Genomic DNA, 22,886 nt, shown 5'->3' with positions numbered 1-22,886 from the left:
GTGATCCAAGCAAACCGGAGCTTGTCTTCGAAAACTCGCGCCTTATCACTTTCCGAGGGGTTCAATAACCGCCGAATGTGCAGGCCGTCTGCCGCGAGATCAGCGCCGCGAGCGATAGGTCGAGTGCGGAGTACACGCGATGAACAGGGTCCTTTCCTATTTCCTGAGCCGTTTCACCCAGCAAGGCAGCCTTACCGTCACGGATTCCGGCGGCAGGGTGCACAGGTTCGGATCCGGCGGCAGCCCCAGCGTCCATCTTCGCTTCAACAGCCCGGCGGCCGAGCGCGCGCTCGCGGCGAACCCTTCGCTGAAGCTCGGCGAATGCTTCATGGAGGGCGGCTTCGACATCGTCGAAGGCTCGGTCTACGACCTCCTGCACCTCGCCGCGGCGAACTCCGCCGACCCGCGCTGGGACACGGCCTGGATGCGCGCGATCGAGAGCGCGCGGCTGCTCGTCCGCCGGCTGGCGCAGAACAACAACCTCACGCGGGCGCGCCGCAACGTCCATCACCACTACGACCTGTCGTCCGAGTTCTATTCGCTGTTCCTCGATGCGGACCGGCAGTATTCCTGCGCCTATTTCGAGCGGCCGGACATGACGATCGAGGAGGCGCAGCTCGCCAAGAAGCGGCACATCGCGGCGAAGCTGGTGCTCGACCGGCCGGACCTGTCCGTGCTCGATATCGGCTGCGGCTGGGGTGGTCTCGGCCTCTACCTCGCCTCCCTCGCGGATGCGAAGGTGACGGGCGTGACGCTCTCCACCGAGCAGCACGCGATCGCGGTCGAGCGGGCGGCCGCGCAAGGCCTGTCGCGTCGCGCGGACTTCCAGCTCCTTGACTATCGCAAGGCCGCCGGCCCGTTCGACCGGATCGTCTCGGTCGGGATGTTCGAGCATGTCGGGCTCGACCGCTACGACGAGTTCTTCGGCCAAGCGGCGCGGCTGCTCGATCGCGACGGCGTGATGCTGCTCCACACGATCGGCCATTCCTCGCCGCCGCGAAACACCAACAGCTTCATCGCCAAGTACATCTTTCCCGGCGGCTACCTGCCGACCCTGTCGGAGATGACGCCGGCGATCGAGCGCGCGGGGCTGATGGTGGCGGACGTGGAGATCCTGCGCATCCACTACGCCGAGACGCTGAAGGCCTGGCGCGAGCGCTTCCTCGCGCATCGCGAGGAGGCGAAGGCGATCTACGACGAACGCTTCTGCCGCATGTGGGAATTCTATCTCGCCGGCTCGGAAGCGTCGTTCCGGATGTGGGACCTCAACGTCTTCCAGTTCCAGCTCGTGAAGCGCCATGGCGTCGTGCCGATCACCCGCGACTACATCGCCGCGGCGGAGCATGGTCTGCGCGAACGCGAATCGGCGCTTTGCCTCGCGAACGACCGGCGGCACGCGGCGGAATAGCCGCATTCGGGATGATCCACGCACTTATCCACAGCTGTCTCACACGCTGTGCGATCGAGAGCGGCGATAAGAAAACTTTCCTCGCGCCAGCTTCGCGCAGCTTGGATTCGGTAACGGCTCTCCGCTAAGGTCGCCCTTCGAGCGATCGGATCGGGGGTGCGGCCATGGCGGAAGCGACGGTGCTCAGGCTGCACGGCGGCGATGCGGCTGCACCCTATCGCGAGGTGCCGAACAATATCGAGGCCGAGCAGGCGCTGCTCGGCGCGATGCTGGTCAACAACGACGCCTACTACATCGTCCACGACTACCTGAAGCCGGATCACTTCCACGAGCCGCTGCACCGGGAGATCTACGCCAAGACGTCGGAGATGATCCGGATGGGCAAGATCGCCAATCCGGTGACGATCAAGACGTTTCTGGCCGCGCAGGACCGCGTCGGCGACATCACGGTGGCGCAATATCTCGCCCGCCTCGCGGCGGAAGCCACCACCATCATCAACGCCAACGACTACGGCCGGGCGATCTACGACCTGGCGATCCGGCGCAACCTTATCCGCATCGGCGAGGACATGGTGAACGTCGCCTTCGACGCGCCGGTCGACATGGAGCCGAAGAATCAGATCGAGGAGGCCGAGCGACAGCTCTTCGCGCTGGCCGAGACCGGCCGCTACGACGGCGGCTTCCAGCCTTTCACCGAGGCGCTGACGCTCGCCGTGCAGATGGCGACCGCCGCCAAGGACCGCGACGGCGGCCTGTCCGGCATTTCCACGGGCCTTGCCCGGATGGACAAGCAAATGGGCGGCCTGCAGCGTTCAGACCTGATCATCCTCGCCGGCCGCCCGGCGATGGGCAAGACGTCGCTCGTCACTAACATCGCCTTCAACATCGCCTCCGCCTACGAGGCGGCGGAGCAGGCCGACGGCTCGGTGACGGCGAAGAACGGCGGCGTCGTCGGCTTCTTCAGCCTCGAAATGTCGTCCGAGCAGCTCGCGACGCGCATCATGTCGGAGCAGACCGAGATCTCGTCCTCGAAGATCCGGCGCGGCACGATCAACGACCAGGAACTGGTGAAGCTCATCGCCTGTTCGGAGATGATGCAGCGCCTGCCGCTCTACATCGACCAGACCGGCGGCATCTCGATCGCGCAGCTCGCGGCACGGGCGCGGCGCCTCAAGCGCCAGCGCGGCCTCGACGTGATGGTGATCGACTACGTCCAGCTCATGCAGGGCTCGGGCAAGACCTCCGGCAATCGCGTGCAGGAGATCACCGAGATCACCACCGGCCTCAAGGCGCTGGCGAAGGAGCTGAACGTCCCGATCATCGCGCTGTCGCAGCTTTCGCGCCAGGTCGAGTCGCGCGACGACAAGCGGCCGCAGCTCTCGGACCTGCGCGAATCGGGCTCGATCGAACAGGACGCCGACGTGGTGCTCTTCGTCTATCGCGAGGAATATTATCTCCAGTCGAAGGAACCGAAGTTCGGCACGCAGGAGCACCTGAACTGGCAGACCGAGATGAACGAGGCGCGCGGCAAGGCGGAAGTGATCGTTGCCAAGCAGCGCCACGGACCGACCGGCACCGTGCCCCTCGCCTTCCAGGCCGAGTACACGCGCTTCACCGACCTCGCCGAGGACGCCTTCCTGCCGGAACGCTTCGAATAGAGCGATGAGCGCCGCCACTACCGAAGGCCGGATGCCGCGCGTTTCGATCGACGCCGCGGCGCTGGCGGGCAACTGGCGCAAGCTCGCGGCGCTTTCCCCAGCCGGGCGCACCGGCGCGGCGGTGAAGGCGGACGGCTACGGGCTCGGCGCGGCAAGGGTCGCGTCGACGCTGTTCGACGCCGGCTGCCGCGACTTCTTCGTCGCGTGGGCCACCGAAGGTATCGCCTTGCACGAATCGCTCGGCGACAGACCCGCGCGCATCTTCGTGCTGCAGGGTCTCGATACGTCCAACGTCTCGGACATCCGCGACGCCGGCCTCGTGCCGGTGCTGTCGACGCCGGAGGACGTCGCGCTCTGGCTCGAGGCCGGCGGCGGCATGCCGGCGGCGCTGCAGTTCGAGACCGGCATGAACCGGCTCGGCCTCGACGCCGCCGACGCGATGCGGGCGGCGGAGCTCACGGCGACCGGCGCGCTGAAGTTGAAGCTGGTGATGAGCCACCTCGCCTCCGCCGACGAGGCAGGCGGGCAGGCGGAGCAGCAGCTCGGCATCTTCGACCTCCTCGCGAACCTCTTTCCCGGCGTGCCGCGCTCGCTGGCGAACTCCGCCGCCATGCTGCGCGGCGCGCCGTTCCGCCTTGACCTGAACCGTCCCGGCATCGCGCTCTACGGCGGCGGCGATCCGGACGGCCGCTTCGGGCTTGCCCCGGTCGCGTCCTTGACCGCCGCCGTCCTGCAGGTCCGCACCGCGGACCGCGGCGAAGCCGCCGGCTACGGCGCGGCAGCCCGGCTGCGGCGCGACACGCGCATCGCGACGGTCGGCATCGGCTACGCGGACGGGCTGATGCGGATGGCGTCCGGCGCGGGCGTCCCCGCCCCCGCGAACCGCCCGCCTCCAGCCGCTTTCATCGCCGGCCGCGCAGTACCGATCCTCGGGCGCATCTCGATGGACTTGACGTTGCTCGACGTCACCGACCTGCCGGACGGCGCGGTGAAGCCCGGCGACCGCGCCGAATTCTTCGGTCCGAACGTCTCCATCGATCGCGTGGCGCTCGGCGCCGGGACGATCCCGTATGAGTTGCTGACGGGACTCGGAGCGAGAGTGGCGCGCGTCTGGCCGTGAGCAGCTTGTTTCCTGTTTGTTCGCATGCCATTTGAGGTTCGCATAGGGTTCGAACGATCATGGCAAAGCCGAAATCCACCTTCGTCTGCCAGAACTGTGGCAACGTCACCTCGCGCTGGCAGGGCAAGTGCGAGGCCTGCGGCGAGTGGAACACGATCGTCGAGGAGAATGCGGCCGGCGGCATCGGCGGCGGGCCGCAGCGCGGTAGCCTTCGCAAGGGCAAGCCGGTGGCGCTCATGCCGCTCTCCGGCGAGTTGGAGGAAGCGCCGCGCATTCGCACGCGCATCGCCGAGTTCGACCGGGCGACCGGCGGCGGCATCGTGCGGGGTTCCGCGATCCTGATCGGCGGCGATCCCGGCATCGGCAAGTCGACGCTCCTGATGCAGGCGGCCGCCGGCCTTTCGCGCGCCGGGCACAAGGTCGTCTACGTTTCCGGCGAGGAGGCGGTCGCGCAGGTGCGGCTTCGCGCCCAACGGCTGCAGGCGGCCGAGACCGACGTGCAGCTCATGGCCGAGACCAATGTCGAGGACATCCTCGCGACGCTCGCGCAGGAGCGGCGGCCGGATCTCGTCATCATCGACTCGATCCAGACGCTCTGGTCCGACATGGCGGATTCCGCGCCCGGCACGGTCACGCAGGTGCGCTCTGGCGTCCAGTCGCTGGTGCGCTACGCCAAATCCTCCGGCGCGGCGGTGATCCTCGTCGGCCACGTGACGAAGGACGGGCAGATCGCTGGCCCACGCGTCGTCGAGCACATGGTCGATGCCGTCCTCTACTTCGAGGGCGAAGGCGGCCACCATTTCCGCATCCTGCGCACGGTGAAGAACCGCTTCGGTCCGACCGACGAGATCGGTGTCTTCGAGATGTCGGATATCGGGCTTCGCGAGGTGGCGAACCCGTCCGAACTCTTCCTCGGCGAGCGGAACTCGAAGGCCCCCGGCGCGGCGGTCTTCGCCGGCATGGAGGGCACGCGTCCCGTTCTGGTGGAGATTCAGGCGCTCGTCGCGCCGACCTCGCTCGGCACGCCGCGCCGCGCCGTGGTCGGTTGGGACGGGGCGCGCCTGGCGATGGTGCTGGCGGTGCTGGAGGCGCATTGCGGCGTTCGGCTCGGCAGCCACGACGTCTATCTGAACGTCGCGGGCGGCTACCGCATCTCCGAGCCGGCGGCGGACCTCGCCGTCGCGGCGGCGCTCGTCTCCTCGCTGTCAGGCGTCGCGCTCCCGCCCGACTGCGTCTATTTCGGCGAGATCAGCCTCAGCGGCGCGGTGCGGCCGGTGGCGCACGCGGCGCAGCGCATGAAGGAGGCGGAGAAGCTCGGCTTCGCCCAGTCCGTGCTGCCGCAGCTTTCCGACGGACAGCGCATGCGGGACGGCGTCGCGCACGAGATCGAGAGCCTGCCGCACCTCGCCGCGGCCGTCGCGGGGAGCGGCCGGCGACGGGACGAGGCAAGGTCGCTCGACTATGATTCCTGAGCGAAACCGCCTATGACGCGCCGCAGCGGAGCGCGGGTTCGGCGGTCCGGCAATTCTTCGCGGGCGATCGGCTAGGAGACCGCCCGGCGCGATACGAGGCTTGGACGCGGATGACCGTCACCCTGCTGGATGGAATCCTTCTCGGCGTGACGCTGATCTCGGCCCTGCTCGCCATGGTCCGCGGCTTCTCGCGCGAGGTGCTGTCCATCCTGTCCTGGGCGGTGGCCGCCGCCGCGGCCTTCTTCTTCTATCAGCCCGTCACGCCCTACGTGCAGAAGTACGTCGACAACGAGAAGATCGCGATGGCGGGCGCGGCGGCCGGCGTCTTCGTGGTGACGCTGATCGTCGTCTCGTTCATCACGCTGCGCATCGCCGACTTCATCATCGACAGCCGCGTCGGCGCGCTGGACCGCATGCTCGGCTTCGTCTTCGGCGCGGTGCGGGGCGTCCTCCTCGTCGTCGTGGCGATGCTGCTGTTCAATTTCCTCACGCCCCCGGAAAGCCAGCCGGCCTGGGTGGCGAACGCCCGGTCGAAGCCGATGCTCGACGATATCGGCGCGCGGCTGGAGGCGGCGGTGCCGCAGAAGCCGATGGAACTCCTCCCCGCGGGCATCCGCGAGAAGCTGGAAGGCAGCGAGCCCGCCAACCCCAACGAGGCGCCGGCGCAGGAGCCGAACACGATCGAGGGCGTCATCGGCAATTCCGGCGACGCGCCGACCGACGAACCGGATGCGCAGCAGCGCCCGGCCCCCGCGAACTGACCGGCTTTTCCAAACGGCTCGCATCGGGCGGGCATGTCGACTATATGAAGCTCTTGGCAACGTTCGGCATTCGGACCGGCGATCACGTATCGACCGGGTCCCGCGTCGTTTCGCAGGCGAGCCCACGTCATGGATGAGACTCCGTTCGACGCTTCCGACGACGATGCGTTCCACGACGAATGCGGCGTCTTCGGCATCTTCCAGCGGCAGGACGCGGCGCGTTTCGTCGTTTTGGGCCTCCACGCGCTCCAGCACCGCGGCCAGGAGGCGGCTGGCATCGTCAGCCATGACGGCGCGCAGTTCCATGTCGAGCGCCATGCCGGCCTCATCGGCGACAGCTTCACCAGGCAAAGCGTTCTCGAAAGCCTGCCGGGTCATGCCGCGATCGGGCATACGCGCTATGCGACGAGCGGCGGCGGCGGCCTGCGCAACGTGCAGCCGTTCTTCGCCGAACTCTCCTCCGGCGGCTTCGCCGTCGCGCACAACGGCAACATCACCAACGCTCTCACCGTGCAGCGCGAGTTGCAGCGGCGCGGCTCGATCTTCTCCTCGACCTCCGACACCGAGACGATCCTGCATCTCGTCGCGACGAGCGGCGCGCGTCACCTCGCCGACAAGCTGATCGACGCGCTGTCGCGGCTCGAAGGCTCGTTCAGCCTCGTCGGTCTGTCGCCGAAGACGATGGTCGGCGTCCGCGATCCGCTCGGCATCCGACCGCTCGTCCTCGGCGATCTCGAAGGCTCGCCGATCCTCGCCTCCGAAACCTGCGCGCTCGACATCATCGGGGCGGATTTCGTCCGCGACATCGAGCCGGGCGAGATGGTCATCGTCTCGGAAAGCGGCATCGAGAGCCTCTTCCCGTTCCAGAAGCGGAAATCGCGCTTCTGCATCTTCGAATACGTCTACTTCGCCCGGCCGGACAGCCATGTGGAGGGTCGGAACGTCTACGAGATCCGCAAGCGCATCGGGGCCGAACTCGCGCGCGAGAGCGGCGAACCGGCGGACGTCGTGGTGCCGGTGCCCGACTCCGGCGTCCCCGCCGCCCTCGGCTACGCGCAGGAAGCCGGCATCCCCTTCGAGCTCGGCATCATTCGCAACCACTATGTCGGGCGCACCTTCATCCAGCCGGGCGACGCGATCCGCCACATGGGCGTGAAGCTGAAGCACAACGCCAACCGCCGCATGATCGAAGGCAAGCGCGTGGTGCTGGTCGACGATTCGATCGTGCGCGGCACCACCTCGCAGAAGATCGTGCGGATGGTGCGCGATGCCGGCGCGAAGGAGGTGCACATGCGCATCGCTTCGCCGCCGACAACGTCGAGTTGCTTCTACGGCGTCGACACGCCGGAAACCTCGAAGCTCCTCGCCGCCAAGATGTCGATCGAAGAGATGCGCGATTTCATCCAGGTCGATTCGCTCGCCTTCATCTCCATCGACGGCCTCTATCGGGCGACGGACGAGGCGAGCGGCCGCAACCCGCACGCGCCGCAATACTGCGATGCCTGCTTCACCGGCGACTATCCGACCTCGCTGACCGACCTCGACGCCGCCGACAACGTCCGTCCGCTTTCGGTCCTCGGCGGCAATGTCTGACCCGGCCGCGCGGCGGCTCGAAGGCAGGGTCGCGGTCGTCACCGGCGCGTCTCGCGGCATCGGCCGCGCGCTCGCCCGGCTGATCGCGGCGGAGGGCGCGCATGTCGTGGCGGTCGCCCGCACGGTCGGCGGCCTCGAAGAGCTCGACGACGAGATCAAGGCGGCCGGCGGTTCGGCGACGCTCGCGCCGCTCGACCTCGCCGACATGGCCGGGATCGACCGGCTCGGCGGGGCGATCGCGGAGCGGTGGGGCCGGCTCGACGGTCTCGTCGCCAATGCCGGCATGCTCGGCGTCCTGTCGCCGATCGGGCATATCGAGGCGAAGGTCTTCGAGAAGACGTTTGCCGTCAACGTCACCGCCACCTGGCGGCTGATCCGCGCGGTGGACCCGCTCCTGCGGCGCTCGGAGGCCGGACGCGCCGTGGTGCTGTCGTCCGGCGCGGCGCATAGCTGCAAGGCGTTCTGGAGCCTCTATGCCGCGACCAAGGCCGCCTGCGAGGCACTGGTGCGCTCCTGGGCGCATGAGACGGACACATTGGCGCTGCGCGTCAACTCCGTCGATCCCGGCGCGACGCGCACCGCCATGCGCAAGCAGGCGATGCCCGGCGAGGACCCGCTGACGCTGCCGACGGCCGAGGACGTCGCGGCGCGCATCCTGCCGCTGCTCTTCACCGAGGTGACGGAAACCGGCGGGCTCTTCAACGTCCGTGAGAACCGGTTCACCGCCTACCAGAAGCCGGCCTGATGTCGCGGCCCTCCCTCGTCGCCCTCGATCCGATCGGCAACGAGCCGCTGGAAACGGCGCGTCAGACGATCGCGATCGAGATCGAGGGGTTGAACGCGCTCGCCGCCTCGATCGACGCCGCGTTCGCGCATGTGGTGGAACTGATCGATGTCTGCCGGGGGCGGGTCGTCGTCACCGGCGTCGGCAAGTCCGGGCATGTCGGCCAGAAGATCGCCGCGACGCTGGCTTCCACCGGCACGCCGGCCTTCTTCCTGCACGCCGCCGAAGCCGCGCACGGCGATCTCGGCATGATCGGCGAGACGGACATCGTGCTCGCCATCTCGAACTCGGGCGAAAGCGCCGAGATGCAGCCGATCGTCGAATATTGCCGCCGCTTCCAAGTCCGGCTGATCGCGATGACGGCAAAGCCTGATTCGTCGCTCGGCCGCTACGCCGATGCCGTGCTGCGCTTGCCGGAGGCGGCGGAAGCCTGCCCGATCTCGCTTGCGCCGATGACGTCGACGACGATGAGCCTCGTCCTCGGCGACGCGCTCGCCTCGGCGCTGATGCGGGTGCGGAACTTCCAGCGTGACGATTTCGCCAAGTTCCACCCGGGCGGCAAGCTCGGCGCGCAGCTCTTGAAGCTGCACGAGGTGCTGGACCGCATGCCGCACCTCAAAGCCATGCCGCGCGTCGAGACGACGAGCCCGATGACCGAGGTGATCGCGGTAATCAGCCGGGGCCAGTGCGGTGCGACCGCCGTCTACGAGAGCGGCCGCTTCGCCGGCATCGTCACCGATGGCGACCTCAGGCGGGCGCTGGAAGCGCGGCCGACGCTCGACCAGAGCGCCGCCGACATGATGACGGCCTCGCCGCTCGCGATCGGCGCGGACCGGCTCGCCGTCGACGCGCTGGCGCTGTGCGAGGAACGGCGCGTTTCGGCCATCTTCGTCACCGATGCGGACGGTGGCATCTGCGGCCTCGTCCAGCTCAAGGACCTCCTGGCGCTCGGCATCGTCTGACGCCGCCGGCCCTCGCGCCCTACCCTTCTTCCGGCTCCGCCTCCGGCATCCGAAGATGCCGGCGATAATCGCGGAGCGAGAAGAAGATCGAGACGTAGTAGGCGGCGACCGTCACCGTCAGCGTTTCCCACAGGAACGTCGCCAAGAGGACGATGTAGAGCACGACGCCCAGCATCACCGGGATGACGTAGTCGCGCCGGACGCGCACCGAGATGGTCTTGCCGGACCAGGTCGGGATGCGGCTCGCCATCAGGAAGCCGACGAGGAGGAGATGCACCGCCGAGAGGGCCGCGGTCAGGCGCGGCTCGCCGATGTCGATGCCGGTGAAGCTGAGATAGACCGGAAACAGTGCCAGACCGGCGCCGGCCGGCGCGGGAACGCCGGTGAAGAACTTCGTCTGCCAGGCCGGCCGCTTCGGCCCTTCCAGCATCGTGTTGAAGCGCGCGAGGCGGAGCGCGCAGGTGCTGACGTAGAGCAGCGCCGCGATCCAGCCCGTCGGCCCGACATTGTGCAGCGAGAAGGCATAGAGCACCGTCGCCGGCACCACGCCGAAGTTCACGATGTCCGCGAGCGAATCCATCTCCGCGCCGAACCGGCTCTGGCCTTTCAGCATCCGCGCGATGCGCCCGTCGATGCCGTCGAGCAGCGCCGCCACGATGACGAGGCCGACGGCGAGTTCGAAGCGGCCCTCGAAGGCGAGTCGCATGCCGGTCATGCCGGCGCAGATCGCGACGATGGTGACGAGGTTCGGCACGATATGGCGGACCGGGATGCGCCGACGCTCGCCGGCGCGGGCGGCCATCTCGTCCTCGTAGTCGGGAACCGCCGGCTCGAAGGGCTGGAACGGCGACGCCAAGGGCTCAGTCCCGCCGGGCGGGATAGGAGGACGGACCGTCAGCGAACTCGGCGATCACCGTCTCGCCCGCCACCGCCTTCTGCCCTTCGGCGACGCGCGGGCGCGCGCCTTCGGGAAAATAGATGTCGAGCCGCGAGCCGAAGCGGATGAGGCCGATCCGCTCGCCCGCTTCCAGCCGGTCGCCGGTGGCCGAGAAGCAGAGGATGCGCCGCGCGACGAGGCCGGCGATCTGCACGACGCCGATCTCGCCCTTGGCGCTCTCGATCACCATCGAGTTGCGCTCGTTCACCTCGCTCGCCTTGTCGAGCTCGGCGTTCCGGAACTCGCCCTCGCGATAGCTGATGCGCGCGACGCGGCCGCGCATCGGCGCGCGGTTCACGTGGCAGTCGAAGACGTTCATGAAGATCGAGACGCGCAGCAGCGGATCGGTGCCGAGTTCGAGCTCGGCCGGCGGCGTGACGTGGCCGACCAGCGAGACGCGCCCGTCCGCCGGGCTGACCGCGACGTCCTCGGCGAGCGGCGTCACGCGCTGCGGATCGCGGAAGAAGTAGGCGCACCAGAGCGTCAGCACGAGGCCGAGCCAGAACATCGGCTGCCAGAACAGGCCGAGCAGGATCGAGACCACGAGGAAGGTCGCGATGAACGGATAGCCGGCCCGGTGGATCGGCACGAGGACGTTTCGGATCGAATTGAGGATATCCATCCTCGGGCATTCCTTTCGGCAGGTCGCGTCGAGCAGGCGCCATCAAGCCCGAAAACGGGCGCGGTTCAAGTGACGTTGGAGGCGCAAGGCCCGGCGGTCAGGCGATGCGCTTGCGGTCGACGATGCCGAACTCGTCGGCCTCGCGGGCGCGGCGCAGCGCCTCCTCGGCCTCCGTCGCCTCGCGCTGCATGCGCCACATCTCGGCATAGAGCCCCCCGGCTTCAAGCAGCGAGCGGTGCGTGCCGCGCTCGACGATCTCGCCGGCCTTCAGGACGAGGATCTCGTCCGCGTCGACGATGGTGGAGAGCCGGTGCGCGATGGTCAGCGTCGTGCGGCCCCTGCCCGCCTCGTCCAGCGCCGACTGGATTTCCTGCTCCGTATGGGTGTCGAGCGCCGAGGTCGCCTCGTCGAGCACGAGGATCGGCGGCGACTTCAGGAGCGTGCGGGCGATGGCGACGCGCTGCTTTTCGCCGCCCGAAAGCTTCAGCCCCCGCTCGCCGACCATCGCGCCGTAGCCCTCCGGCAGGAGTTCGATGAACCGGCCGATCTGGGCGCGGTTCGCGGCGGCGCGGACCTCTTCGGCGCTCGCTTCCGTGCGGCCGTAGCGGATGTTGTACTCGATCGTCTCGTTGAACAGCACCGTGTCCTGCGGCACGATGCCGATCGACGCGCGCAGCGACGACTGCGTGACGCTGGCGATGTCCTGTCCGTCGATCGTGATCCGCCCCGACTGGACGTCGTAGAAGCGGAACAGGAGGCGGGAGATCGTCGACTTGCCGGCACCCGACGGGCCGACGATCGCGACCGTGGCTCCGGGCTGCACGTCGAACGAGATACCGCGCAGGATCTCGCGGCCGTTCTCGTAGCGGAAGCGCACGTCCTCGAAGCGGATCGCGCCGGCGGAAACGCGCAACGGCGCGGCGTCGGCGCGGTCGCGCACCTCTTCCGGCACGTCGAGCAGCGCGAACATCTCCTCGATGTCGGTGAGCCCCTGCCGGATCTCGCGATAGATGAAGCCGATGAAGTTCAAGGGGATCGAAAGCTGCATCAGCAGCGAGTTGATCAGCACGAAGTCGCCGATCGTCTGCGTGCCGGCGCGGACCTCGAAGGCGGACATCACCATCGCGACGCCCATGCCGATCGAGAAGATCACGCCCTGCCCGAAGTTCAGCCAGCCGAGCGAGACCCAGGTCGCCGTCGCCGCCTTTTCGTAGCGCGCCATCGAGCGGTCGAAGCGGTCCGCCTCCATCGCCTCGTTGCCGAAGTACTTCACCGTCTCGAAGTTCAGGAGCGAATCGATCGCCTTGGTATTCGCGTCCGTATCGGAGTCGTTCATCTCCTTACGGATCACGATGCGCCAGTCGCTCGCCCAGATCGTGAACCAGGAATAGAGAACAACCGTCAGCGTCACCACGGCGACGTAGGAGAGGCCGTAGCCGAAGCCGAAGACCGCCGCCGTCAACGCGAATTCGAACACGGTCGGGATCGTGTTGAGGATCGTGAAGCGCACGATCGTCTCGATACCCTTGGTGCCGCGCTCGATGATGCGCGACAGCCCGCCGGTGCGCCGCTCCAGATGGAAGCGCAGCGACAGCCGGTGCAGGTGGTTGAAGGTGCGGAAGGCGAGCTTCCGCACCGCGTACTGGCCGACGCTGGCGAAGAGCGCGTCGCGCAACTGGTTCAACGCGACCGACAGGATCCGCGCGACGTTGTAGGCGATCACCAGCGTCGCCGCGCCGGTGAGGAAAAGCGGCAGCCATTCCGCCGCGCTGTTCCGCCCGGTCAGCGCGTCGGTCGCCCACTTGTAGAAATAGGGGATGCCAACGGTGAGGACCTTGGCGAGCACCAGCCAGAACGTCGCCCAGACGACGCGGGCCCGAAGGTCCGGCCGTTCCATCGGCCACATGTAGGGCCAGAGGTTGCGCAGCGTGGACAGCGTCTGGCCGCTGTCGACGGTCTTCGAATGCGGGTTCGACAAGGAGGGATCGGTCCGTCCGGGCCCGCGACGGGCGGGCCGGTTTGGAGGCGTTCTAATCGCTCGGCCGGCCGAAGGAAAGGCTCGCGCGCCGGCAGGTCAGTTCGACGCGGTCGATCCCGGCTTCGCATCGTGCTTCGGCAGGCGGAAGACCTGGCCCGGATAGATGCGGTTCGGATTGCGGATCTGGTCGCCGTTCGCGAGGTAGATCACCGTGTAGCGGCGGCCGGCACCGTAGGTCTGTCGCGAGATGCGCCAGAGCGAATCGCCGCGCCGGATGAGGACGCGCGCCTGGACGCTTTCCAGCGCCGGCTGGCGGACGGTGGCGATCTTGCTCGTCTCCTCCGTCGCGGCCGGGGACGGCGCCTTGGCGGCATCCACCGGTTTCGCGACGACGGCGACCTCGGCGGGCGGGGTCGAAGCGGGCGGCGTCGCGAGAGGTGCGGGAGCCGACGCGGTCGCTTCGGGCTGCCCCGACGGTTCGGCAGCGGAAGGAGTCGCCGCGGCTACAGCCGCGGAAGCCGCTGGCGCAGGTGTAGCCGAAGGGACGGCTGGCGCCGGCGGTTCGACGCTCGATGCGGGCGGCGCCGGGCGATCCTCGCCGCCGCCCGCATCGTTGGAAGCGATCGCGGACATCGCCTCGCCCTCCGGCTTCGCGAAGGGCACCTCGACGCGGGAGGCGACGATGCCGCCGGTCGTGATCATGTCGGCGCGGATCTGGTGATCGCCGGTGGCTAGCGGCACCTTGGCGGTGACGAGGAAGCGGCCGTTCGCACGCTTCGAATCCTCGCCGACCAGCTTGTTGTCGATATAGACCCGCACCGGATCCGTGCCCGGCGCGCGCCCGGCGATATAGACGCGACCGTTCTCGATCTCGACCGCCTCCACGCCGAAAGGCGACGGCGAAGCGGCAGCCGGTGTCTTCGCCGGGTTCTGCGGGATCGCGGCCACGGCGGGAGGGGGAGCGGAAAGGGCCGGCTTCACCGATGGCTCCGGCTGGTTCGCGGCCGTTTCCACGGTGCCCGCCGGGGCAGCTGCCTTCGACTCGTCGGTATCGCCGGAACCCGCGGCGGCAACGTCAGGCGCTTCCGCCGGCCCCTTTGCCGCCGGTTCCGCGCTCGGCAGGGTGATGATGCGTGAAGGCCGGTTCGGGGCCTCGACCATGGCGAGCAGCTCGCCCGGCTCGCCGGGACGCGGCACGCTGACGATCGCCGTTTCCTCGGACTGCGTCGGCGGCTTGCCGTTTCCGGCCGCCTCGATGCGGATCTGGTGATCGCCGGCTGGCAGGCGCTCGTCCAGCACGATGGCGAAGTCGCCGCCGGGCGAGGCCTTGGCGGTGCCGAGCGTCCGCTCGCCGTCGAGGAGCTTCACCTCGGCGTTCGGCGCGGCGCGGCCGGCGAGCACGGCCGAACCGTCGGGCTCCACCCGGAGGATGTCGAAGCGCGGCGGCTCAGCGGCCGGCGAAGCGGCCGGAGCCTTCGGCGACTGCGCCGCCGGGGGCGCGGCTGGCGGCAAGGATGCCTCGCGCGTCGGCTGCTCGCTCGCTGGCGCGCCCCCCGCCGCCTCGGTCGGTCCGGCTGCGCCCGTTCCGGGCTCGGCCGCCGCACCCGCTGCTGCCACCGGCTCGGGCGAGGCCGGCACCACGGCCGGCGGGGTCTGCACCGGCGGCGCTCCATCCGACGACGTTCCTCCGGCGTCGGAGCGCGTCCCGGTCAGTTCGGCGACGGAGTCGGAGGCCTGATCGCGGACCAGCCGCAGCTTCTCCGAGTCGAGCATGTCCCAGTAGCCGGCCAGTATCGCGCCGAAAAGCACGACGCAGAATGCCACCAGGATGGAGAACTTCCGGCTCATGCTCGAACGCCTCACGCGACCGGGCGAGGCAAAACACGCCTTCGCCCGCTTTTACAAAAGCTTAACGAAGGCATGACCGGCAAACAAGTTGTTCGCGCGACGCGAGGTCCGTTGGGTAAACGCCTAAACTTCGACGTGTCCCCCGCCGCGCCGGTTTCAGAGCTTGCTCGTCATCTCCGGCAGGATCTGGAAGAGGTCGCCGACGAGGCCGTAGTCGGCGATCTGGAAGATCGGCGCTTCCTCGTCCTTGTTGATCGCGACGATGACCTTGGAGTCCTTCATGCCGGCGAGATGCTGGATCGCGCCCGAGATGCCGCAGGCGACGTAGAGCTGCGGCGCGACGACCTTGCCGGTCTGCCCGACCTGCCAGTCGTTCGGCGCGTAGCCGGCATCAACCGCCGCGCGGGAAGCGCCCACCGCCGCGCCGAGCTTGTCGGCCAGCGGCAGCACAACTTCCTCGAACTTCTCCTTCGAGCCGAGCGCCCGGCCGCCGGAGACGACGATCTTCGCGCTCATCAGTTCCGGCCGCTCGCTCTCCTGCAGCTTCTCCTCGACGAAGGCGGACAGGCCCGTATCGCCGCCCGCTTCGATCCGCTCCACCGGCGCCGACCCGCCTTCGGACGCCGCCGCGAAGGCGGTGGTACGGACCGTCAGCACCTTCACCCTGTCGCTCGACTTCACCGTCTGCACGGCGTTGCCGGCATAGATCGGCCGCTCGAACGTATCGGCCCCGTGGATGGCGGTGACATCGGAGACCTGCATCACGTCGAGCAGCGCCGCCGCGCGCGGCAGCACGTTGCGCGTCGTCGTGGTGGAGGGCGCGACGATCGCGTCGTAGTTCGCGGCGAGCTTCACCACGAGGTCGGCAAAGGGCTCGGCCAGACGGTGCGCCAACGCCGGCCCTTCCGCGAGCAGCACCTTCGCGACGCCTTGCAGCTTCGCCGCGGCATCGGCCGCGACCCCGGCCCCCTCGCCGGCGACCAGCACGTGGACGTCGCCGCCCAGCGCCAGCGCGGCGGTCAGCGCCTTCGCCGTCTGGTCCGACAGCGTGGTGTTCTCGTGATCGGCGATCAGCAACGTCGTCATGGTTCTCGTCCCTCAGATCAGGCCGGCTTCGGTGCGCAGCTTCGAGATCAGCTCGTCCACCGAGCCGACCTTCACGCCGGCCGAGCGTTTCGGCGGCTCCACCGTCTTCAGAACCTCAAGCCGCGGCGCGACGTCGACGCCGAAGTCCCCCGGCACCTTCTCCTCCAGCGGCTTCTTCTTCGCCTTCATGATGTTCGGCAGCGAAGCGTAGCGCGGCTCGTTGAGGCGAAGGTCCGTGGTGATGATCGCCGGCAGCTTCAGGTCCACCGTCTGCAGGCCGCCGTCGACCTCGCGCGTTACCTTGGACCGGCCTTCCGCCGTCTCCAGCCGGTAGGCGAAAGTGCCCTGCGCCCAGCCCAGCAGCCCGGCGAGCATCTGCCCGGTCTGGTTCGCGTCGTCGTCGATCGCCTGCTTGCCGAGGATCACGAGGTCCGGCTTCTCGGCCTCGACGACGCCCTTCAGGATCTTCGCCACGGCCAGCGGCTCGACGACGCCGTCCGCCTTGACCAGGATGCCGCGATCCGCGCCCATCGCGAGAGCGGTGCGCAGCGTCTCCTGCGCCTGTTGCGGACCGATCGAAACGGCGACGATCTCTTCGACGCCGCCCTTCTCCTTCTGGCGGACCGCCTCCTCCACCGCGATCTCGTCGAACGGGTTCATCGACATCTTCACGTTGGCGAGGTCGACGCCCGTGCCGTCCGCCTTCACCCGGATCTTCACGTTGTAGTCGACGACACGCTTGACGCAGACCAGTATCTTCATCGCAAACACCACCGGTTCCGGCGCGAGGATCAGGAGCGAGCCCGTTCGGCAAACGGGGCCGGGAGCCGATTAACACCGGCCCCGACCCGAGGCAAACCGCAACTCCGGCCCGCCCGTCCTTCGCATCGCGCCGAGTGAGAGCATGTCGCGAACGGGCGAACCATCCTTTTTGCGACGGCGACCGCGCCGGCCGCGCCCTCCGCGCGGCGGCGTGACGGGTAAGGCCGCTGCGGAACCCGCCGGCCCTGTCCTCATCGCGCCGCGCGGCGGCGCAGGCGGTTTCGACCTCCGGCCGGGGAGCGCGTAAAGCTTCGCCCAGGCGGCGACTCGCCGCGACCCTGCCGAACGGTGCCGAATGTCCCGCCCCAACATCCTCGTCGTCGTGGTGGACCAGCTCAACGGAACGCTGTTCCCGGACGGTCCCGCGCCGTTCCTGCACGCGCCGAACCTTCGCGGCATCGCGGCGCGCGCCGCCCGTTTCCGTAACTGCTACACCGCGAGCCCGCTCTGCGCCCCGGCACGAGCCTCGCTGATGACGGCGCAGCTTCCGTCCCGCACGGAAGTCTACGACAACGCGGCCGAGTTCGCCTCCGCGATTCCCACCTACGCGCATCACCTCCGTCGCGCCGGCTACCGTACGGCGCTCAGCGGCAAGATGCACTTCGTCGGGCCGGACCAGCTTCACGGCTTCGAGGAGCGGCTGACGACCGACGTCTATCCGGCCGATTTCGGCTGGACGCCGGACTACCGCCACCCGGAGACAAGGATCGACTGGTGGTACCACAACCTCGGCTCGGTCACGAATGCCGGCGTCGCCGAGATCAGCAACCAGCTCGAATACGACGACGAGGTCGCGCACTTCGCCGGCGCGAAGCTCTACGACTACGCCCGGAGCCGGGACGAGCGGCCGTTCTGCCTCACCGTGTCCTTCACCCATCCGCACGATCCCTACGTGGCGCGCCGGCGGTTCTGGGATCTCTACGAGGACTGCCCGGCGCTCGAACCGGCGGTCGGAAGGCTGCCGGACGCGGCGTTCGATCCGCATTCGCTGCGCCTCCTGAAGGCCTGCAACGACCATCTCTACGACATCACGCCGGAGATGGTGCGGCGCTCGCGCCGGGCCTATTTCGCCAACATCTCGTACATCGACGACAAGGTCGGCGAGCTCCTGCGCATCCTGCGCGACTGCCGGCTGGACGAGAACACGGCGATCCTCTTCACCTCCGACCACGGCGACATGCTGGGCGAGCGCGGCCTGTGGTTCAAGATGAACTTCTTCGAGAGTTCGGCGCGCGTGCCGCTGCTGATCGCCGCGCCCGGCCTGCGCTCCGGCCTCGTCGAGACCCCGGTCTCGACGCTCGACATCGTGCCGACGCTGGCCGAGATCGCCGGGCTCGACCTCGCCGCGGTGGAGCCCTGGACGGACGGCGTGCCGCTCTCCGCGATCACCCGCGGCGAGGCCCGGCCGGCGGTGCCGATGGAATACGCGGCGGAAGGCTCCGAAGCGCCGATGGTCGCGCTTCGCGAGGGCCGGTTCAAGTACGTCCGCTGCGACCGCGACCCGCCGCAGCTCTTCGACCTCGACACCGACCCGCACGAGCTGACGAACCTCGCCGGGCAGCCGTTCTACGCGGAAGCCGAAACGCGGTTGCGCGCGCAGGCGGCGGAGCGCTGGGACCTCGCCCGCTTCGACGCCGAGGTGCGCGAGAGCCAGGCGCGGCGGCGCGTCGCCTACGAGGCGCTGCGCAACGGCGCGTACTTCCCGTGGGACTACCAGCCGCTGCAGAAGGCCTCGGAGCGCTACATGCGCAACCACATGAACCTCGACGACCTGGAGGAACGCCAGCGCTTTCCGCGCGGCGACTGACATCGCCCGCCATCGTTCGGCGGCGAAGCAAATCGCTCCCCGTCCGGGCGGGTGCGTGCTAAGCGGCGCTCGAACGCTCCATGCGGCGGCGCGCGGGAAGGACGGGACCATCCTGAATTCGGACTCATCGGTGGCCGGCAGGCCGGAGGCGTCGGGCGATCCTTCGCCCGCCTCCGAGCCCGGCGGCATCGTCGCGATCACCGGCGCCGGCGGCTTCCTCGGCTCGGCGCTGGTGCGCGCCTTCCGCGATGCCGGCTTCGCGGTGCGCGCGATGGTGCGCCCGGCAAGCGACCGTCGCGGCGCCGAGCTGCCCGGCGTCGAGTTGGCATCGGGCGACGTCACCGATCCCGCCTCTCTGGCGGCGGTGTTCGACGGCGCGCGCTACGTGGTGCACGCGGCAGCCGACTACCGGCTGTGGACCCGCGACCCGGCGGCGATGCTGCGCACCAATGTTGAGGGCACCCAGCACGTGATGGAAGCCGCGCTTCGCGCCGGGGTCGAGCGCGTCGTCCATACCAGCAGCGTCGCGACGCTGCGGCCGCCGACCGAGCCGGGCCGCCGGGCGACCGAAGACGACGCGGCCTCGGCGTCGGAGGCCGTCGGCGTCTACAAGCGCTCGAAGGTGCTCGCCGAGGCGGTGGCGCTCGACTACGCGGCGAAGGGCCTCGACGTCGTAATCGTGAACCCCTCGACGCCGATCGGTCCGCGCGACGCCCGGCCGACGCCGACCGGCCGGATCATCATCGAGGCGGCGGGCGGGCGCATGCCGGCCTTCGTCGACACCGGCCTCAACCTCGCGCATGTCGACGACGTCGCCGCCGGCCACCTCTTGGCGCTCCGACGCGGGCGGATCGGCGAGCGTTACATCCTCGGCGGCGAGGACGTGACCCTCGCCGACATGCTGGCCGAGATCGCGGCGCGGCGCGGTCGTCGGGCGCCGTCCCTGCGCCTGCCCGTGCCGGCGCTCCTGCCGCTGGCGGCGCTGGCGGAAGGCGTCGCCCGCGTCACCGGGCGCGAGCCCTTCATCAGCTTCGACGCGCTCCGCATGGCCCGCAAACGCATGTTCTTCGACGACGCGAAGGCCCGGGCCGAACTCGGCTACCGCAGCCGCCCCTGGCAGGAGGGCATCGCCGACGCGCTCCGCTGGTTCACTGAGGCGGGGCGGATCGCGTGATCCTTCTTGCCGGCCTCGCCCTCGTCGTCTGGCTGTATCTTCTCGCCTTCCGGGGCGGGTTCTGGCGGCTCGCGCCCGACATGCTGCCGGCATCCCCCGTGTCCGACCGCCATCCGTCCGTCGTCGCGGTGGTTCCGGCGCGGAACGAGGCGTCGGTGATCGCCGGAACGGTCGGCTCGCTGCTCGGCCAAGATTATGCCGGCCCGTTCCACCTCGTCGTGGTGGACGACGGGAGTGACGACGGCACCGCCGATGTCGCCGCCCAGGCGGCAGCGGAGATCGGCCGGAGCGACGCGCTGACCGTGCTGCGCGGCCAGCCGCTGCCGCCCGGCTGGACGGGCAAGCTCTGGGCCATGAGCCAGGGTTTCGACCGGGCGAATGCGAACCCCGAGCCGCCGGAGCTGATCCTCTTCACGGATGCCGACATCTCCTACGGCCCCGGTACGCTCGCGCGCCTCGTCGCGCAGCATCGGCGCCGGGGAACGGTGCTGACCTCGCTGATGGTCCTCCTGCGGACGGCAAGCCTCGCCGAGAGGCTGCTCGTGCCGGCCTTCGTCTTCTTCTTCCGCATGCTCTACCCCTTCGCTCTAGTGCGGCGCCCGGAGCACCGCTGCGCCGCGGCGGCCGGCGGTTCGATGCTGCTGACGCGCACCGCGCTGATCGAGGCCGGCGGCGTGGCGGCGATCCGCAACAGCCTGATCGACGACTGTGCGCTCGGCCGCCTGATGAAGCGCGTCGGCCCCGTCTGGCTCGGGCTGACGCCGGACGTGCGAAGCGTGCGCCCCTACCCCGCCTTCGCCGACATCCGCGCCATGGTGACGCGTTCGGCCTATGCGGAACTGCGCTACTCGCCCTCACGCCTCCTCGTCGCCCTCGCCGGCCTCGCGCTGGTGTTCCTGGTTCCGGCGCTGGCGGCACTGTTCTCCGCCGGCTGGGCTCGCCTCCTCGGCCTCGCCGGCTGGGCGGCGATGACGCTCGCCTTCCTGCCGATGGTGCGCTTCTATCGCACCGGGTGGTGGACGGCGCCGCTCCTGCCGCTTATTGCTGGGGCCTACGCCTTCTTCACCTTCGACTCCGCCCTGCAGCACGGCCGGGGCCGGGGCGGCACGTGGAAAGGGCGCGTGCAGGCCGAGACGAGGACATGACGGAAGGCCAGGCGCGGATCCCGACGAAGACGCATCGCGGCGAGAACTTCCCCGTCGCCTCGCGCCTCGTATCCGCGCGCCATCGCTCGGCGATCCTCGGCTTCTATCGCTTCGCCCGCGCCGCCGACGACATCGCCGACGATCCGACGATGCCGGGGCCCGAAAAGCTGGAGCGGCTGGACGAGCTGGAGGCGACGCTGTTCGGCGAGGCGGAAGCGCCTGACGCCGTGCCGCTCCGCGCCATCCTCGCCGAACGCAAGCTCTCGGCCCGCCACCCTTGCGACCTCCTAAAGGCGTTCCGGCTCGACGTCGAGAAACGGCGCTACCGCGATTGGGCGGACCTCATGGACTACTGCGCCGTCTCGGCCGCGCCGGTCGGCCGCTTCGTGCTCGATGTCCACGGCGAGCCGCAGTGCTCCTGGCCGGCCTCCGACGCGCTCTGCGCCGCGCTGCAGGTCATCAACCATCTGCAGGACTGCGCCAAGGACCATCGCGCCCTCGACCGCGTCTACCTGCCTGAGGAGACGCTGCGCGAGCACGGCGCGCGGGTCGAGGACCTCGCCGCGCCGAAGGCCACGCCGGGCCTGCGCGCTGCCATCACCGATCTCGCGCGCCGGACGGACGCCCTCCTCGAAACCGGGAGGGCGCTGCCGGCGCATGTCGAGAACCGGCGCCTGCGCACCGAAATCGTCGTGATCCAGCGGCTCGCCGAGACGCTGAACCGCGGCCTGCAGCGCCGCGACCCGCTGAGCGAGCGCGTGCATCTCGGCAAGCCGGCAATGGCCTTCGTGGCCGTACGCGCCGCCCTCGTCGGCTACTTCGGCGGGCGCAAGGCGGCGCGCTTTTCCGTCCACCGCGCCGGAGCCGGCTCGTGAGCCGGGCGCAGCCGGTGCCCGATGAGCAGCGCGCGCCGGTCGGCAGTTCCTTCCATCTCGGCATGCGCCTCTTGCCGCGCGACCGGCGCACCGCGATGTACGCCGTCTACGCCTTCTGCCGCGAGGTGGACGACGTCGCCGACGAGGGCGGCACCGTGCCGGAGCGCCTCAGCGGTCTCGACCGCTGGAGCGCCGCGATCGCCGACCTCTACGCCGACCGGACCCCGACGATGCCGCTCGCGGGCCTGCGGGAGGCCATCCGGCGCTTCGAGCTTCGCCGCGAGGACTTCGACGCGATCATCGCCGGCATGGCGATGGACGTGCGCGGGCAGACGGTGAAACCGAGGGAGGCCGAGCTCGACCTCTACTGCGACCGCGTCGCCTCGGCGCCGGGCCGGCTGTCGACCCGCGTTTTCGGCCTCCCCGACGAGACCGGCATCCCGCTCGCCGACCGGCTCGGCCGCGCCCTGCAGCTCACCAACATCCTGCGCGATCTCGACGAGGACGCCGCGATGGACCGCCTCTACCTGCCGCGCGAACGGCTGACGGATGCCGGGCTGGCCGATCTGCCCATCGCCGACATCCTCGCCGACCCGCGCCTCGACGGCGTCTGCCGGACGCTCGCGAGCCGCGCCGTGGAGCATTTCGCCGAAGCGACCCGCATCATGGACGCCTGCCCGCGCGACCGGGTGCGCGCGCCGCGGCTGATGGCGGCGGCCTACCGGCCGCTGCTCGAAGGCCTGATGGCGCGGGGCTGGGCGCCGCCGCGCCGCAAGGTCGCGAAACGCAAGCTCGCCATCGCCGGCGCGGTGCTCCGCTACGGCTTCCTGTGAC

Annotated in this window: 19 protein-coding genes; 13 read left to right on the top strand and 6 right to left on the bottom strand. The window is 69.5% G+C overall.

The genetic code is table 11. The features are described 5' to 3' along the window. The first annotated feature begins 139 nt into the window (after nucleotides 1-139). The 8 genes from F6X38_RS06510 (at nucleotide 140) to F6X38_RS06475 (ending at nucleotide 9,758) form a co-directional block, all read left to right on the top strand. A complete protein-coding gene (locus F6X38_RS06510; RefSeq protein WP_150968809.1) occupies nucleotides 140-1,408 on the top strand; it encodes a cyclopropane fatty acid synthase in 1,269 nt (422 codons plus the stop codon). Between the two features lie 164 nt (nucleotides 1,409-1,572). After that, nucleotides 1,573-3,066: a replicative DNA helicase gene (locus F6X38_RS06505; protein ID WP_150968808.1), complete on the top strand. Its 1,494-nt coding sequence runs from the start codon at nucleotides 1,573-1,575 to the stop codon at nucleotides 3,064-3,066. 4 nt (nucleotides 3,067-3,070) lie between these two features. Further along, complete coding sequence (gene alr, locus F6X38_RS06500; RefSeq protein ID WP_150968807.1) at nucleotides 3,071-4,186, top strand: alanine racemase; 1,116 nt, start codon at nucleotides 3,071-3,073, stop codon at nucleotides 4,184-4,186. 59 nt (nucleotides 4,187-4,245) lie between these two features. Then, nucleotides 4,246-5,658 (top strand): DNA repair protein RadA, encoded by a 1,413-nt coding sequence (radA, locus tag F6X38_RS06495; protein WP_150968806.1) that lies wholly within the window; start codon nucleotides 4,246-4,248, stop codon nucleotides 5,656-5,658. Between the two features lie 110 nt (nucleotides 5,659-5,768). Next, complete coding sequence (locus F6X38_RS06490) at nucleotides 5,769-6,419, top strand: CvpA family protein (protein ID WP_150968805.1); 651 nt, start codon at nucleotides 5,769-5,771, stop codon at nucleotides 6,417-6,419. Nucleotides 6,420-6,548: 129 nt separating this feature from the next. Further along, on the top strand, nucleotides 6,549-8,012 hold the full coding sequence (purF, locus tag F6X38_RS06485; RefSeq protein ID WP_150968804.1) for an amidophosphoribosyltransferase: 1,464 nt from the start codon (nucleotides 6,549-6,551) through the stop codon (nucleotides 8,010-8,012). After that, nucleotides 8,005-8,757 (top strand): SDR family NAD(P)-dependent oxidoreductase, encoded by a 753-nt coding sequence (locus F6X38_RS06480; protein WP_150968803.1) that lies wholly within the window; start codon nucleotides 8,005-8,007, stop codon nucleotides 8,755-8,757. The genes purF and F6X38_RS06480 overlap by 8 nt, the downstream gene beginning before the upstream one ends. Further along, on the top strand, nucleotides 8,757-9,758 hold the full coding sequence (locus F6X38_RS06475; RefSeq protein WP_150968802.1) for a KpsF/GutQ family sugar-phosphate isomerase: 1,002 nt from the start codon (nucleotides 8,757-8,759) through the stop codon (nucleotides 9,756-9,758). The genes F6X38_RS06480 and F6X38_RS06475 overlap by 1 nt, the downstream gene beginning before the upstream one ends. 19 nt (nucleotides 9,759-9,777) lie before the next feature. Here F6X38_RS06475 and F6X38_RS06470 read toward each other — a convergent pair whose 3' ends face one another. The 6 genes from F6X38_RS06470 to F6X38_RS06445 form a co-directional block, all read right to left on the bottom strand. Further along, complete coding sequence (locus tag F6X38_RS06470; RefSeq protein ID WP_246191222.1) at nucleotides 9,778-10,614, bottom strand: CDP-alcohol phosphatidyltransferase family protein; 837 nt, start codon at nucleotides 10,612-10,614, stop codon at nucleotides 9,778-9,780. A 4-nt stretch (nucleotides 10,615-10,618) separates the two neighbouring features. After that, nucleotides 10,619-11,317, bottom strand: a complete 699-nt coding sequence (locus F6X38_RS06465) for a phosphatidylserine decarboxylase (RefSeq protein ID WP_150968801.1) — start codon at nucleotides 11,315-11,317, stop codon at nucleotides 10,619-10,621. A 97-nt stretch (nucleotides 11,318-11,414) separates the two neighbouring features. Continuing rightward, nucleotides 11,415-13,223 (bottom strand): ABCB family ABC transporter ATP-binding protein/permease, encoded by a 1,809-nt coding sequence (locus F6X38_RS06460; RefSeq protein WP_425482830.1) that lies wholly within the window; start codon nucleotides 13,221-13,223, stop codon nucleotides 11,415-11,417. 168 nt (nucleotides 13,224-13,391) lie between these two features. Next, on the bottom strand, nucleotides 13,392-15,143 hold the full coding sequence (locus tag F6X38_RS06455) for a LysM peptidoglycan-binding domain-containing protein (protein WP_150968799.1): 1,752 nt from the start codon (nucleotides 15,141-15,143) through the stop codon (nucleotides 13,392-13,394). A 156-nt stretch (nucleotides 15,144-15,299) separates the two neighbouring features. Next, entirely contained in the window at nucleotides 15,300-16,229 is a 930-nt protein-coding gene (locus F6X38_RS06450) for an electron transfer flavoprotein subunit alpha/FixB family protein (RefSeq protein WP_150968798.1), read from the bottom strand. A 12-nt stretch (nucleotides 16,230-16,241) separates the two neighbouring features. Next, nucleotides 16,242-16,991 (bottom strand): electron transfer flavoprotein subunit beta/FixA family protein, encoded by a 750-nt coding sequence (locus tag F6X38_RS06445; protein WP_150968797.1) that lies wholly within the window; start codon nucleotides 16,989-16,991, stop codon nucleotides 16,242-16,244. Between the two features lie 355 nt (nucleotides 16,992-17,346). Here F6X38_RS06445 and betC point away from each other — a divergent pair, with 355 nt between their 5' ends. The 5 genes from betC to hpnD all read left to right on the top strand — a co-directional run bounded on the left by betC (nucleotide 17,347) and on the right by hpnD (nucleotide 22,885). Next, nucleotides 17,347-18,858 carry a choline-sulfatase gene (betC, locus tag F6X38_RS06440; RefSeq protein ID WP_150968796.1) on the top strand — a complete coding sequence of 504 codons (1,512 nt, stop codon included), beginning with the start codon at nucleotides 17,347-17,349 and terminating at the stop codon, nucleotides 18,856-18,858. A 130-nt stretch (nucleotides 18,859-18,988) separates the two neighbouring features. Further along, the gene (hpnA, locus tag F6X38_RS06435; RefSeq protein ID WP_150968795.1) at nucleotides 18,989-20,032 is read left to right on the top strand and encodes a hopanoid-associated sugar epimerase; all 1,044 of its coding nucleotides are present in this window, start codon (nucleotides 18,989-18,991) and stop codon (nucleotides 20,030-20,032) included. Continuing rightward, a complete protein-coding gene (locus F6X38_RS06430; RefSeq protein WP_150968794.1) occupies nucleotides 20,029-21,177 on the top strand; it encodes a glycosyltransferase in 1,149 nt (382 codons plus the stop codon). The genes hpnA and F6X38_RS06430 overlap by 4 nt, the downstream gene beginning before the upstream one ends. After that, a complete protein-coding gene (hpnC, locus tag F6X38_RS06425; protein WP_150968793.1) occupies nucleotides 21,174-22,052 on the top strand; it encodes a squalene synthase HpnC in 879 nt (292 codons plus the stop codon). The genes F6X38_RS06430 and hpnC overlap by 4 nt, the downstream gene beginning before the upstream one ends. A gap of 14 nt (nucleotides 22,053-22,066) precedes the next feature. Continuing rightward, nucleotides 22,067-22,885 (top strand): presqualene diphosphate synthase HpnD, encoded by an 819-nt coding sequence (gene hpnD, locus F6X38_RS06420; protein WP_246191221.1) that lies wholly within the window; start codon nucleotides 22,067-22,069, stop codon nucleotides 22,883-22,885. Nucleotide 22,886 lies beyond the last annotated feature (1 nt).

The sequence above is a fragment of the Plantimonas leprariae genome, from assembly GCF_008802405.1.
GTDB lineage: Bacteria > Pseudomonadota > Alphaproteobacteria > Rhizobiales > Rhizobiaceae > Plantimonas > Plantimonas leprariae.
The sequence above is the reverse complement of the archived record's forward strand: the minus strand, read 5'-3'. Positions and strand labels throughout refer to the sequence as shown.

Bases quoted from the DNA above. Each gene is read 5' to 3' on its own strand.
- F6X38_RS06510 (WP_150968809.1), top strand. From the start codon at position 140: ATGAACAGGGTCCTTTCCTATTTCCTGAGCCGTTTCACCCAGCAAGGC.
- F6X38_RS06505 (WP_150968808.1), top strand. From the start codon at position 1,573: ATGGCGGAAGCGACGGTGCTCAGGCTGCACGGCGGCGATGCGGCTGCA.
- alr (WP_150968807.1), top strand. From the start codon at position 3,071: ATGAGCGCCGCCACTACCGAAGGCCGGATGCCGCGCGTTTCGATCGAC.
- radA (WP_150968806.1), top strand. From the start codon at position 4,246: ATGGCAAAGCCGAAATCCACCTTCGTCTGCCAGAACTGTGGCAACGTC.
- F6X38_RS06490 (WP_150968805.1), top strand. From the start codon at position 5,769: ATGACCGTCACCCTGCTGGATGGAATCCTTCTCGGCGTGACGCTGATC.
- purF (WP_150968804.1), top strand. From the start codon at position 6,549: ATGGATGAGACTCCGTTCGACGCTTCCGACGACGATGCGTTCCACGAC.
- F6X38_RS06480 (WP_150968803.1), top strand. From the start codon at position 8,005: ATGTCTGACCCGGCCGCGCGGCGGCTCGAAGGCAGGGTCGCGGTCGTC.
- F6X38_RS06475 (WP_150968802.1), top strand. From the start codon at position 8,757: ATGTCGCGGCCCTCCCTCGTCGCCCTCGATCCGATCGGCAACGAGCCG.
- F6X38_RS06465 (WP_150968801.1), bottom strand. From the start codon at position 11,317: ATGGATATCCTCAATTCGATCCGAAACGTCCTCGTGCCGATCCACCGG.
- F6X38_RS06460 (WP_425482830.1), bottom strand. From the start codon at position 13,223: ATGTGGCCGATGGAACGGCCGGACCTTCGGGCCCGCGTCGTCTGGGCG.
- F6X38_RS06455 (WP_150968799.1), bottom strand. From the start codon at position 15,143: ATGAGCCGGAAGTTCTCCATCCTGGTGGCATTCTGCGTCGTGCTTTTC.
- F6X38_RS06450 (WP_150968798.1), bottom strand. From the start codon at position 16,229: ATGACGACGTTGCTGATCGCCGATCACGAGAACACCACGCTGTCGGAC.
- F6X38_RS06445 (WP_150968797.1), bottom strand. From the start codon at position 16,991: ATGAAGATACTGGTCTGCGTCAAGCGTGTCGTCGACTACAACGTGAAG.
- betC (WP_150968796.1), top strand. From the start codon at position 17,347: ATGTCCCGCCCCAACATCCTCGTCGTCGTGGTGGACCAGCTCAACGGA.
- hpnC (WP_150968793.1), top strand. From the start codon at position 21,174: ATGACGGAAGGCCAGGCGCGGATCCCGACGAAGACGCATCGCGGCGAG.